Source organism: Tenacibaculum agarivorans (assembly GCF_001936575.1).
GTDB lineage: Bacteria > Bacteroidota > Bacteroidia > Flavobacteriales > Flavobacteriaceae > Polaribacter > Polaribacter agarivorans.
This window is the reverse complement of the sequence record NZ_MSMP01000013.1, coordinates 71,358-85,552: the sequence shown is the minus strand read 5'-3', so window position 1 is coordinate 85,552 and position 14,195 is coordinate 71,358. Positions and strand designations below refer to the sequence as shown.

Below are 14,195 nucleotides of genomic sequence, written 5' to 3'. Positions count from 1 at the left end.
TTTTCAATACATGAAAACTAGGTTAATAACACTATTATTCGTTTTATCACTAACACTATTTAATTGTGATAAAACAAACAAACAGAGCCCTCCTATTAAAAATAAAAAGTATTTATTTGAAAAAGTATCTACAGAAATAACGGGTATCAATTTCAAAAACGAAATTGAAGATAACGAAAAACATAATATCATTAGCTATATTTATTATTATAATGGTGGAGGGGTTGCTATTGGTGATTTTAACAATGATCAACTGGATGATATTTACTTTGTTTCTAACAAACAACAAAACAAACTCTACCTTAATAAAGGAAATTTAAAATTTGAGGATATTACTGCACAAGCTGGCGTACAGGGAAAAGCTAGCTGGCAAACTGGAGCTACTGTTGTAGATATTAACAATGATGGATTTTTAGATATTTACGTATGCGCCGTATCAGGACTATTAGATTTCACAGGACATAATGAATTGTATATTAACAATGGTGACAATACATTTACTGAACGATCTAAAGAATACAATCTAAACTACAAAGGATTTTCTACTCAAGCCTATTTTTTTGATTATGATAAAGACGATGACTTAGATGTATACATAGTCAACCATGCAGTACACACAAAAACTTCTCATGGTCCTGCTCTACTCAGAAAAAAAAGAACTGATCTTACAGGTGACGTTTTATTAGAAAACAAAAAAGGAAATTATATAAACTCAAGTGAAAAAGCTAAAATTTACGGTGGTGTAAATGGATACGGATTGAGTGCTTCAATAGCTGATTTTAATAATGATGGATGGGATGATATTTATGTATGTAATGATTTTCATGAAGATGACTACTATTATCTAAATAACCAAGATGGAACTTTTACAGAATCATTGGCTAAAAATTTCTCCACAATTAGTAGGTTTTCTATGGGTAGCGATGCTTCTGATATTAATAATGATGGATATCAAGATTTAATTACTTTAGACATGCTTCCAAAAGACGAAAGAGTTATTAAAGAATCAGAAGGAGATGACACTATGTTGAATTTTCAAATTCAATTACAAAACTTAGGATATCAAGATCAATATTCTCGTAACATGTTACAAGTAAATAATTCTGGTGCTTATTTTCATGAAGAAGCTTTATTTAATGATGTTGCAAGTACAGATTGGAGCTGGAGTCCATTATTTGCTGATTTCAACAATGACGGACATCAGGATTTATTCATCACAAATGGAATTTTAAGAAGGCCTAACAACCTAGATTTCAGAATGTATATTTCTAGTAATTATAAATACAGAGATAAAAATAAATCTAAAGAACAATGGCTTCTTTCTTCTTTAAAAGAAATGCCCAATGGGAAAGTCCCTAATCAAATATTTAAAGGTAACTCCAATAAGTTTGAAAATAAAAATAATGAATGGATAGACAATACCCCTTCCTTATCTAATGGAGCAGCTTACAGTGACCTTGATTTAGATGGAGATTTAGATTTAGTAATCAACAACATCAATGAACATGCTGTTATTTATAAAAACACCAGCAGTTCCAATAAGAATCATATCACTTTAAATCTAAAGTATCAAAAAAACAATAGCAATGGAATTGGTTCTAAAGCGATTCTTCACAGCAAAAATAAAAAACAAACAAAACAACTATTCAATTCAAGAGGTTTTCTATCTGCAACCAGCAATAATTTACACTTTGGATTAGATACTATCAAAAAAATAGACTCTATTCAAATAATCTGGCCCAATAACTTAACTCAAAAGATTATCAATCCCGAAATAAACAAAACTCATACTGTAACCTTCAATAAGAATGAAGCTGTACAATATGACCACAAAAAGCATTCAGCTAAAAACTTATTTATAAGCTCTAACGAGGTTATTGATTTTACACACCGAGAAGATTCTTATAACGATTTTTACAACGAACGTTTAATCCCATTTAAAGTTTCAACCACCGGACCAGCTATTTCCATTGGAGATATTGACAAAAATGGTTATGACGATATTTTTATAGGTAATGGTAGCGGAAACAAAGCTAAACTTTTCCTCAATGATGGAAGTCAACTAACCCCTAAAAACATCCCTGAAATTGAAACAGACAAAGAGTACGAAGATATTTGTTCTTCTTTTTTTGACGCTGATAATGATGGAGATTTAGATCTATATGTAGGATCTGGTATTCATCAAAAAAGAAATGTTAAGTATGAAACGGATAGATTATACATTTATGAGAATGGAAATTTCATAAAATCTAACACCACCCCACTAAATCCAAATATTGTTTCATGTGTAAAACCTTGTGATTATGATAAAGACGGAGACATTGATTTGTTTATAGGTAACAGATCTAATCCAAATGATTATGGGCAAAAAGTTTCATCCTATATTTTAAATAATGATGGACAAGGGAATTTCACTATTGACGAAAATTTTAAATTAAAATCCCATGTTACGGATGGTTTATGGATAGATATCAATAATGATCAACAACCTGACTTAATCATTTCTACTGAATGGGACACTCCAAAAATCTATATTAATTTAGACGGTAAACTTTCATTACAACAAACTAACAATTCTTTAAAAGGATTATGGCAAACTGTTAGTTCTTTTGATATTGATGATGATGGTGATTTAGATCTTCTTTTTGGAAATTGGGGTAAAAATTCAAAATTCCAAGCTTCGGAAAAAGCTCCTTTACATATGTATCATCTAGATTTTGATGACAATGGAAAAGCAGAAACTATTTTAGCCTATAATCTCAATGGTGAATATTACCCAATATATTCTAAGGATGAGTTAGCATCACAAATGAATATTATAAAAAAGAGATTTGTAAAATACAAAGACTATGCATTGAAGACAATAGATGAAATCCTTACTCCAGAAAAAGTGAATAAATCTAACAAATATATCGTCAATCATCTGTCTTCAGGATATTTAAGAAATGACAATGGAGTTTTCACAGAATTTATTGACTTTCCTAAACCTTTTCAATTAGCACCAATTCATTCTTTTTTAACTATTAAAAATCCAATTGTAGAAGGCGTTTTAGCTTTTGGTAATTCAAAATCAGTAAACACGTATCATGGAGCATATGAAAGCTTGAAAGGATTATTACTAATGAAAAACAATCAATACAAGTCTACTAATGATTTAGGTATCTCTCCTATTAGTCAAGAAATCAGAAATGCTCAAATACTTAAATTAAGAAACAAAAGTATTTTGCTTTTAATCCCAAACAATAATGCTATAAATTCTTATATCATCAATGAAAAATAAATCACTTTTAGCAATACTACATATTTCATTACTATTACTTCTATTGATTTCATGTAAAAAAGAAAATGCTAAAATTCAAATAGAAACCAAAGAATATCATAACCTAATAGATAAGATTACTGAAATCATGATACATGATGTGTTTTCTCCTCCTGTAGCTAGTAGAATTTATGTATATCCTAATATTGCTGCCTATGAAGCTTTAAACAGCGACAGTAAAACTTATAAATCACTATCAAATCAACTCAATGAGTTTACAATAAACAAAGCAAAAACAAATCAAAGATCGATAAATTACGAGCTATCTGCATTAATTGCGTATATGGATGTAGCAAAAGAGCTTATTTTTTCAAAAAAAGAGTTAATTTCTTATAGAGACAGTTTATACAATAAATGGAAAAAAGAAAATAACTATGATTTTTCAATATCAAAAAATCATGGTCTCCATTATGCTAAACAAGTTATAAAATGGATGAATAAGGATAATTATAAAGAAACTAGAACTTTTCCAGAACATAATATTACTAATAAAAAAGACGATCCTTCTCAATGGAAGCCTACTCCCCCTTCGTATATGGATGCTATTGAACCTCATTGGAATAAGATTAGAACTTTTGCATTAGATTCTGCTTCTCAATTTAAACCCTCACCACCACCAAAATTTTCATTAGATAAAAACAGCAAGTTTTATAAAGAACTTATGGAGGTTTATGAAGTGAAGAATAAAATTACTGGAAAGGGAGATCAATCAGAAGAAATTGCTATAGCTCAATTCTGGGACTGTAACCCTTATGTTTCCGTTAACAAAGGACATTTCATGTTTGCTTCAAAAAAAATAACCCCTGGTGCCCATTGGATTGGTATTTGCAAAATTGCGTGTTTACAAACAAAATCTAATTTTCAAAAAACAATATATGCTTACACAAGAACTTCTATAGCTATTGCTGATGCATTTATTAGTTGTTGGGATGAAAAATACAGGAGCAACTTAGTTCGTCCGGAAACATTAATCAACAACTATATAGACGACAGTTGGGAACCTATACTTCAAACTCCTCCATTCCCAGAATACACAAGTGGTCATTCGGTAGTTTCTGGCGCCGCATCAGAAACATTAACATATATTTTTGGTGATAATTTTGAATTTATTGATACTACAGAAATACCATATGGTTTACCTAAACGTAAATTTACATCTTTCAAAACAGCTGCTCAAGAAGCTGCAATAAGTAGGCTATACGGAGGTATACATTATAAATCCGCTATAGATTATGGTTTAACCCAAGGAATCGCAATTGCCAAGAAAAATAAAGAAACCATAAATTATAGCTATTAAAGACTGAAAAAATTATTCAAAAAACAGATAACTATTTATTTTCTTAAACAAAATTTAAAGAAACAATACTCAACACCAAGTTATTAGTCTTTTTATGTTAAAAAATTGTTTATTTAAGATAAAATTAAGATTTTAGCCGTTGATTAATTCAAACAATTATACAATGAAAACAAAGTTTAATGGAATTTTAACGCTCTTGTTAGCGTTGGTTGTGCATTTTTCTTTTGCGCAAGAAAGAATAATTTCAGGAACTGTTTCAGATGAATCTGGACCTTTACCTGGGGTTAATGTATTAAAAAAAGGCACATCTTCAGGTACTGAAACTGACTTTGATGGAAAGTACTCTATCAAAGCTAAAAATGGAGATATCCTTGTCTTTAGCTTTGTTGGAATGAAAACAGTTGAAAGAACTGTTGGAGCTTCTAGCAATATAAGTTTTACTATGGAGTCTGATAATGTACTTGAAGAAGTAGTAGTTACAGCTTTAGGTATCTCTAAGAGTGCAAAATCTCTTGGATATGCAACAGACGTTATTAAAAGTGAAGAATTAGTAAAAGCTAGAGAAAGTAACATTATTAACTCTTTACAGGGTAAAGTTACAGGTGTTAAAGTAACTAGTTCTGGTGGTAATTTAGGTGGATCATCTAATATCATCGTAAGAGGGGTTACATCTCTTTCTGGTAGAAATAATCCATTATTTATTGTTGATGGTGTTATTTTAAACAACCAACAAACTGCTGGTAATGGTGATAGAATTACAGGAAACAGAGATTTTGCTAACGGTGCTGCGACTATCAACCCTGATGATGTAGAGTCTATGAACGTTTTAAAAGGTGCTGCTGCAACTGCACTTTATGGTTCCAGAGCTGCTGCTGGTGTAATCATCATTACTACTAAAAGAGGTAGAAAAGGACAAGGTGGGCCAACAGTTAGTTTCAATTCTTCTTTACGTTTTGATGAATTATTTAGAACACCAAATTACCAAAACGAGTACGCTATGGGATTTGATGGCAAGTACAATTCTAACAGTACTAATGACTGGGGACCAAGAATTGTAGGTCAAACCGTTCCAAATTTACCAATTACAGGTTTACCAGGTGCTTTGACTTCAATTGAGGATAATGGAGTAAATGAGTTTTTTAATACTGGTGTAACGGCTATTAATAACTTTTCTATTGCTGACGCTGATGAAAAATTAGACTATCGTTTAAGTTTAACTGCTTTAAACCAAACAGGTATTTTACCAGGTGCTGAATTAGATCGTTATACATTTAACTTCAATGCTGGTGTAAAACATAACGATAAATTACAATCAAGATTCACAGTACAATATACTAAAACTGAGTCTACTGGTACAGGTGCTGTTGGAGCAAATGACCCAAACATTGTTAGTTTAGCTACATTTAGTAATTCAGTTGACCCGAGATTATATGATCCTTGGATTGATGCAAGTGGTAATCAAATTAACAAACTTGTAACTAATGACGGTAATACTGAATCTAACAACCTTTTATGGTTACGTAATGAAAATAGTAATGATAGAAATGATGATCGTTTTGTTGGTAGTTTTGAAATGAAATATACTCCAATTGAAAAATTAACATTTACTGGTAGAGCTGGTTTAGACTTCCAAGATGATAAGCGATTAATCGAAAACAACAATGGAACTATTGGTAGATTATTAGGAGACTTTAGAGTTGATAATATCCGTCGTAGTTTCTTAACTGTAGACTTATTTGGAAATTATGCTACTGATTTTACAGAAGACCTAAGCTTTAATGCAATTGTAGGTACTCAATACAATTCAAGATTGAATGAAATTGAAACTTTAACAGGAGTTCAATTAACAATACCTAATTTATTTAGTCCTGGTAATGTTGCACAAAGAATCCCTGAAAGAGATTTTGACGAATCTCGCTTAATTGGGTTATATTCTTCTATAGAATTTGGATATAAAGATTGGGCAACCTTAACTTTAACTGCAAGAAATGACTGGTCTTCTACTTTACCTAAAAATGGTAATTCATTCTTTTACCCTTCTGCTAGTTTAGCATTCATATTTAGTGATGCATTTAACATTGAAAGTGATGTGTTATCATTTGGTAAGTTAAGAGCAAGTTGGGCGCAAGTAGGTAATGATGCTCGACCTTATGCATTAGATTTTAGATATTTTCCAGCTACAGAAGCTGCAGGTCAATATAGTTTAAATAACAACTTCCCATTTGATGGTCGTTTAGGATTTGTAGCAACTCAAACTATTCCTAATGCTGATTTAGTACCTGAAGAAACGACTTCTTATGAATTTGGTTTAGACTTACGTTTATTTAATAACAAAATAGGTTTAGATATATCTTACTTTAATAGTGATAACGACAATCAAATTTTAAACATTCCAATACCACAATCTACTGGTTTTGCTAGAAGAACTGTAAATGCTGGATCTATTAATACTGAAGGTTTTGAGGTTGCTATAGATGCAACACCAATTTCTACAGAAAACTTTACATGGAATACTAATGTTAACTTTTCTCAAGTTGAATCTACAGTAACAGAACTTGTTGGTGGAGTTGAAAGAACTCTGATTCAATCAGCATTTGGTAGTGTACAAATACAAGCTATACCTGGTAAAGAATTCCAATTATGGGCTATTCCTTTCTTACGTGATGAAGAAACAGGTAGACCTATTATTAACCCTACTACTGGTAGAAGACAAGCAGGAGATGCTCGAGCTTTTGGTTCAGTATTACCTGATTGGACTGGAGGATGGGTAAATACTTTCTCTTACAAAGGATTTACATTATCTTCTACTGTTGATGTTAGCTGGGGTGGTATTATGAAATCGGCTACAGTTGAGGATTTACAAACCCAAGGTTTAGTAGCTGAAACATTAGTAAATAGAGAAGGCACTTTTATAGATACTGAAGGTATTTTAGTTACTAATAACCCAGATGGAAGTGTAACTAGAACCGACAATAATATTCCGTTACGTAATGCACAAGATTTCTGGACCTCTTTAGACGATGCAAGTGTATCTGAAGCATTTATTTATGACGCTAGTTTTGTTAAGTTAAGGGAAGTAGCCTTATCATATACGTTACCAAGTAGTATCTTTAATGAGAAGAGTTTCTTTAAAAGTGTTACCTTAGGTATCGAAGGACGTAATTTAGCTTTATTGTACTCTAAAGTTCCTCACATTGATCCAGAAGCAAACTTATTTGGATCTGGTGCTGTTGGAGGTTTTGGAGTTGAAAGAGCTAGTGTGCCTTCAACTAGAAGCTACGGATTTAATGTAAAACTAAGATTCTAAAAACATATTTCACATATGAAAAATATAAAATTAATTTTATTATCATGTTTAATGGTTATGCTCACTTTTTCAAGTTGTGACGAAACATTAGACATCAATACAGACCCACAGGCAGCTCCAAATGCTAATCCTAATGCCTTATTTCCTTATGTTTTTACTACATATTCTGCAAGAACAGTAACTGAATTGGGTACAAGAATTTGTGATGTATCTCAATATATTTCAAATACTTTCAACAGCCCTAACCGTGGTAATGTAAGTCAATTCCTTACTGGTAATGCATGGAGAGTGTATTATACTGATGTATTATCTAATTTAAGTCTAGTAATTCGTGATGCTGAAGCTGCTGGTGCTTCAAGTAACAATATCAATGCGGTTGCTAAGATATTCTCAGCTCATATTTATATTCAATCTACTAGTTTATGGGAAGATATTCCTTTTACTGAAGCTTTAAATTTCGATCAATTTCCTACTCCTCAATTTGATAGCCAAAGGGATGTATTATTAGGTGTTGTTGCTCTATTAGATGAATCTATCCAACTAATAGACACTAGAGACACTTCTTCTGAATTCGATTTTCAAGTTGGTGATATTTTATATGATGGAGAGATTAGCAAATGGAGAATTTTAGCGAATTCATTAAAATTAAGAGCATTAATGCTATTAAGGAGTGGTGGTGAAGATGTTACTACTCAGATCAATGCAACATTAGCACAACCTTTAATGTCAGATAATGCCGATGCAGCATTTATTCCTTATTCTGGTGACCCTGGACAACAAAATGCTATGGCTACCATTATTTCTCAGTTTTTTGGTGCTGGTGGAAATGAAGTACAAAATATTTTTGGCCCTGGTGACCCAATAGATGCGTTATTAAATGGTTCTGGTGATCCTCGTTGGGATTTATGGGTAGCAAGAAATGACTTACCTGCTCCAGGAAATGATGTTTTTCCTAACAATGCAGACTCTGTGTTAAGTAATAATATTATTCGTACTACATTACCTGACATGATAATGACTCCAGCTGAAATGGATTTATATAAAGCAGAGCTAGCTTTAGATGGATTCACTGCTGCTGGTGATGCTCAAACTAACTATAGAAATGGTGTACGTAACTCTATCGACTGGTGGAATGGTGACATTCCTGGATTTACTGGTACTGCAGTAGCTCCAGCTGATGTGACTGCCTATGTAAACGGATTAGCTACTCCTACTGCTAATGATATATTTAACGAACAATATTTAGCTTCATTTTTGATGCCTGTATTGTCTTGGAACCATGTGAGGAGAAACAGAGTACCGGTTTTATCTCCTCCTCCTGCAGCGACTATACCAACTATATTAAAAAGATTCACCTATCCTGTTGATGAAACTGGTGCTAATCCAAACACACCTTCTAACAAGCTTACTGAAGATCCTATGTGGTTTGAAAATTTATAATTTAACAATATAACAAATGAAAAAAATAAAATTTTTAATATTAGCAACTGTTGCTGTTATGTTATCTAGTTGTTCTGATGAATTCAGTATTAATGATATTACATCTGTTGAAGAATTACCAGGTTATGTAGCATTTAATCCTGATGGTACTGCGGTTACTATCGCTCCATTTCAAGTTGATGAGAATGATGGTCTTTTGGAAGATATAAATGTAGAAATTCCTACTGGAAATTTATCTGATGTTACAGTAACTTATTCTCTTAGTGGTACAGCTGTATTTGGTACTGATTATACAATTGATGGTGCTACTGCTAGTGGTGGAACCTTAATTATTGAGCATAAACAAACTACAGATCCAGAAGATGAAGTTGCAGACAATGAAGATATTCCTGTAAGAGTATTAACAGATGGTGTAGCTGATGGTGAAAAAACAATAATAATTACTTTAGTTAGTGCTTCTAATGCCGAAGGTGATTTGGCTGTTGGTAGAGGTGGAACAGACTTCTTAAAGACTGCTACTGTAGTAATCGCAGATGTTGACTAATCTTCACATTAATATAAATTTATTTAAAAATCCAGAGTTTATCTCTGGATTTTTTTATGGATCATATTTAAATATTTTTCATAACTATATTCTTTAAACTACCTTTGCAATATGCAAGAGACTACAACAATATTTGGTATTAGAGCTATCATTGAAGCTATAGAAAGTAATTCAACAATCGATAAGGTATATCTTCAGAAAGGATTACGTGGAGATTTATATTTTGAGTTGGAAAAGCTAATTAAAAAGAATAAAATATCAACAAGTGTAGTTCCTGTAGAAAAATTAAATCGTTTATCTAAACACAACAATCACCAAGGAGCTGTAGCTAAAATATCGCCTATTACTTTTCAAGATTTAGATGAATTAATACAAAACACTTTAGCTTCTGACACTACTCCTCTATTCATATTACTAGATCAATTATCTGATGTTAGAAATTTCGGCGCTATTATAAGAACTGCTGAATGTACTGGTGTACATGGAATTATTATTCAAAAAAGTGGTAATGCTCCTGTAAATGCAGAAACAATTAAGACTTCTGCTGGTGCAGCTTTTAAAGTGCCTATATGCAAGGTTGATCATATAAAAGACGCCATTTTTCAGTTACAAGCTGCAGAAATACAATTAGTAGCAGCTACTGAAAAAACAGAATCATCGATTTATGATATAGATTTAAAACAGCCACTTGCTATCATTATGGGTTCTGAACATAAAGGGGTAAGCAATTCGGTTTTAAAAATGGCAGATCATAAAGCGAAGTTACCTTTATTAGGGGAAATTCAATCTTTGAATGTTTCCGTTGCTTGTGGTGCGTTTTTATATGAAACTGTAAGGCAACGAATAAAATAACATTAATTTATAATAGAATATCTTCTAGCTTTGCTAAATTTAATGTTATAACTAATAATTAACCTAAAAAATATTATAATGAGTACTATAAGATTAGGGGATGAAGCTCCAAACTTCACTGCTGACACTTCTGAAGGCACTATAGACTTTCATGAATGGTTAGGTGATAGTTGGGGAATTTTATTTTCCCACCCCGCAGATTACACACCAGTATGCACAACAGAATTAGGTACGGTAGCTAAATATAAAGAGGAGTTTAAAAAACGAAATGTAAAAGTAGTAGCATTAAGTGTAGATAGTGTTACTTCTCATAAAGATTGGATTAAAGACATTAATGAAACTCAAAGCACCACAGTCAACTTTCCTATTATTGCTGATGAAGACAGAAAAGTATCTAATTTATATGATATGATTCATCCTAATGCAGACAATAATTTAACTGTTAGATCTGTATTCATTATCGATCCAAATAAAAAAGTAAAATTAATTATTGTTTACCCAGCATCTACAGGAAGAAATTTTGATGAGCTATTACGAGTTATTGATTCTCTTCAATTAACCGCTTATCATAAAGTTGCTACACCTGCTAACTGGAAGCATGGAGATGATTGTGTGATAGCACCATCTGTTACTAATGAAGAAATTCCTGAACTTTTCCCTAAAGGACATAAAGAAATTAAACCTTATTTACGAACAACACCTCAACCTAATATCGATTAAAAAACAAAAGACGCTTATACAAAGCGTCTTTTTTTATTCTTCTTCAGAAGATTTATAGATATAATTTACTTGAATTCTTGGTAATTCTTTTTCTTCTTCAATTACTGGAGGAACATAATTTCCATCATCATCAAACATATCATCAAATTCTGTTCTTGTAAATTCATACTTTTCCTTAACAATACCTACTTTTCGAAATCTATATGCAAATACCAATCCGATTAAGAAACCAGAAAGATGACCTTCCCAAGAAATTCCTTCTTTTATAGGAAACAGGTACCATATCATACTTCCATATAAAAAGATCACTATCAAAGACATGGCTACTAATCTATAGTGCTTTTTTATAATACCACTAAAAAATATAAAACTAAACAGTAAATAGACTATACCACTTGCTCCAAAATGATATGCTTCTCTTCCTATAACCCAAGTCAACAAACCTGTTAATAGCCCACCATATAGCAATAATTTAAGAGCGACATCTTTATAAAAATAAAACAAACTCATTAAAAGCACAGTTAAGGGCACTGAATTATTAAAAAGATGCTTGGTATCACTGTGTATAAAATGAGATAAAAAAACGCCTCTAAGCCCTTTAAAAGACCTTGGCAATACTCCTAATTTATTAAAATTCCAGCCAAATTTAATTTCTAGCCAGTATACAAACCAAATAATTAGTACTGCTATAAATGGAATAATTATAACATTATCTCTGAATTGAAATTGATCTTCATCTCTCATGTTATAAAACTATAGCAAAAAGAAATCCATTTTGTTTTTGTGATCAATCTGTCATAAATCTTTCCTATTTTTACTTTATGAATGCACCTTTGGCAGAAAGAATTCGACCTAAATCTCTTAATGACTATATTAGTCAGCAACACTTAGTTGGTAAAAATGGCATTCTTACCAATCATATTAAACAAGGTATAATCCCATCTTTAATTTTTTGGGGACCTCCTGGCATAGGGAAAACAACATTGGCTAATATTATAGCTACTGAATCTAAGCGTCCATTTTATACACTTAGTGCAATTAGTTCTGGAGTAAAAGATGTTAGAGAAGTAATTGAAAAGGCAAAAAAAAGTGGTGGACTATTCACTCAAAAGAATCCTATTTTATTTATAGATGAGATACACCGTTTTAGCAAATCGCAACAAGATTCACTTTTAGGAGCTGTTGAAAAAGGATGGGTTACTTTGATCGGTGCCACAACAGAAAACCCTAGTTTTGAAGTTATTCCTGCCCTACTCTCACGTTGTCAAGTTTATATTCTAAATTCATTTGATAAAGATGATTTAATCGCGCTTATTGAACGTGCCATGAGAGAAGATGAATTTCTTTCTGAAAAAAATATTACTCTTAAAGAAACTGATGCTTTATTACAAGTTTCAGGTGGAGATGCTAGGAAATTATTGAACATTTTTGAATTATTAGTTGCATCTGAGGACACCATAGAAATAACAAACGCACTAGTTTTAGAAAAAATTCAAAAAAATACTGTTCGGTATGATAAAACTGGTGAACAGCATTATGATATTATATCAGCCTTTATAAAATCAATTAGAGGTAGTGATCCTAATGCTGCTGTATATTGGTTAGCAAGGATGATTGAAGGAGGTGAAGATGTTAAATTTATAGCTCGTAGACTATTAATATTAGCTTCTGAAGATATTGGAAACGCAAATCCAACTGCTTTGATACTTGCAAATAATACATTCCAAGCTGTTTCTGTAATTGGTAATCCTGAATCTAGAATTATTTTAAGCCAATGTGCTGTGTATTTAGCTAACTCTCCAAAAAGTAATGCATCTTATGCTGCTATTGGAAAGGCACAAGAACTTGTGAGAAAAACTGGCGATTTATCTGTTCCTTTACACCTTAGAAATGCCCCAACTAAATTAATGAAAGATTTAGATTACGGTAAAGATTATTTGTATTCACATAATTTTGAAAACAACTTTATAGATCAAGAATTTTTACCTGATGAAATTAGTAATACTAAACTGTATGAACCTGGTAATAATGCCAGAGAAAACAATTTTAGAGAAATTTTAAAAAAGCGTTGGAAGAAAAAGTATAATTATTAAAATTTAATCTTGTAACTTTTAGTCATTAACTTTCCGTCTTTGTAAAATTGGGCATCCCAAAAACCATTCTCCTTTTTAATTAACATTCCATTCGCATCTTTTAAAATGTACAAGTCAGGATATTGTGTTTTTAATATTTGAAAAACTATTTCTGGTTTAGAGTTGACTAATTGATACCCTAAATCGATAGGTTGTGCATAAAGTGTCTCACCTGTAACTATACTATTTATCTTTAACGGAGTAGCTTTTGCCTCATTAACAATAGGCTTAGAAGCCTCAGTTGCTATTGTCTTCTTTTGCTGTACAGTAGCAGAAGGCTTATAGCTATAATTTAACGCTTGTATAGACTTAAATGATCTACGAATAGCTTCATGATACGCCTTCTTATATTCTTTTAGTTTACTTGCTCCCTCTTTAGATGTATAAACAGTTGTGTTAAAGCAATCCTTTAATTCGATTTGAGTTTTTGTAGCAAACATTCCTGATTTATTTTTTAGCGACAATAATAAAGCAGAACATTTATCACGTGCTAAATCTTCTGGCAAAGTTTCATCATCGAAATAAGCCGTGAAATTATATTTATTGAATAAAAATTTCAATAAAGAACTTGTTTGATATTGATC

At 31.7% G+C, this 14,195-nt stretch carries 10 protein-coding genes; 8 read left to right on the top strand and 2 right to left on the bottom strand.

Going from position 1 to position 14,195, the window contains the following annotated elements; translation table 11 throughout:
• Positions 1–10: 10 nt before the first annotated feature.
• The 7 genes from BVC87_RS11795 to BVC87_RS11765 all read left to right on the top strand — a co-directional run bounded on the left by BVC87_RS11795 (position 11) and on the right by BVC87_RS11765 (position 11,479).
• Positions 11–3,280, top strand: coding sequence for a VCBS repeat-containing protein (locus BVC87_RS11795; RefSeq protein WP_075342590.1), 3,270 nt, complete (start codon positions 11–13; stop codon positions 3,278–3,280).
• The gene (locus BVC87_RS11790; RefSeq protein ID WP_075342589.1) at positions 3,270–4,616 is read left to right on the top strand and encodes a vanadium-dependent haloperoxidase; all 1,347 of its coding nucleotides are present in this window, start codon (positions 3,270–3,272) and stop codon (positions 4,614–4,616) included. The genes BVC87_RS11795 and BVC87_RS11790 overlap by 11 nt, the downstream gene beginning before the upstream one ends.
• Positions 4,617–4,779: 163 nt before the next feature.
• Positions 4,780–7,923: a SusC/RagA family TonB-linked outer membrane protein gene (locus tag BVC87_RS11785; protein ID WP_075342588.1), complete on the top strand. Its 3,144-nt coding sequence runs from the start codon at positions 4,780–4,782 to the stop codon at positions 7,921–7,923.
• Positions 7,924–7,938: 15 nt separating this feature from the next.
• Positions 7,939–9,363: a SusD/RagB family nutrient-binding outer membrane lipoprotein gene (locus BVC87_RS11780; RefSeq protein ID WP_075342587.1), complete on the top strand. Its 1,425-nt coding sequence runs from the start codon at positions 7,939–7,941 to the stop codon at positions 9,361–9,363.
• A gap of 16 nt (positions 9,364–9,379) precedes the next feature.
• Positions 9,380–9,907, top strand: coding sequence for a hypothetical protein (locus tag BVC87_RS11775; RefSeq protein WP_075342586.1), 528 nt, complete (start codon positions 9,380–9,382; stop codon positions 9,905–9,907).
• A 111-nt stretch (positions 9,908–10,018) separates the two neighbouring features.
• The gene (rlmB, locus tag BVC87_RS11770; RefSeq protein ID WP_075342585.1) at positions 10,019–10,759 is read left to right on the top strand and encodes a 23S rRNA (guanosine(2251)-2'-O)-methyltransferase RlmB; all 741 of its coding nucleotides are present in this window, start codon (positions 10,019–10,021) and stop codon (positions 10,757–10,759) included.
• 78 nt (positions 10,760–10,837) lie between these two features.
• Complete coding sequence (locus BVC87_RS11765; protein WP_075342584.1) at positions 10,838–11,479, top strand: peroxiredoxin; 642 nt, start codon at positions 10,838–10,840, stop codon at positions 11,477–11,479.
• 33 nt (positions 11,480–11,512) lie between these two features.
• Here the strand turns inward: BVC87_RS11765 and BVC87_RS11760 are convergent, their stop codons facing one another.
• Positions 11,513–12,223 (bottom strand): rhomboid family intramembrane serine protease, encoded by a 711-nt coding sequence (locus BVC87_RS11760; RefSeq protein WP_075342583.1) that lies wholly within the window; start codon positions 12,221–12,223, stop codon positions 11,513–11,515.
• Positions 12,224–12,300: 77 nt separating this feature from the next.
• On the opposite strand from BVC87_RS11760, the gene BVC87_RS11755 reads away from it, so the two are divergent.
• Entirely contained in the window at positions 12,301–13,572 is a 1,272-nt protein-coding gene (locus tag BVC87_RS11755; protein WP_075342582.1) for a replication-associated recombination protein A, read from the top strand.
• On the opposite strand, the gene BVC87_RS11750 is transcribed toward BVC87_RS11755, so the two are convergent.
• Positions 13,569–14,171, bottom strand: a complete 603-nt coding sequence (locus tag BVC87_RS11750; RefSeq protein WP_143569772.1) for a hypothetical protein — start codon at positions 14,169–14,171, stop codon at positions 13,569–13,571. The two genes, BVC87_RS11755 and BVC87_RS11750, sit on opposite strands and share 4 nt — an antisense overlap.
• Positions 14,172–14,195: the final 24 nt, after the last annotated feature.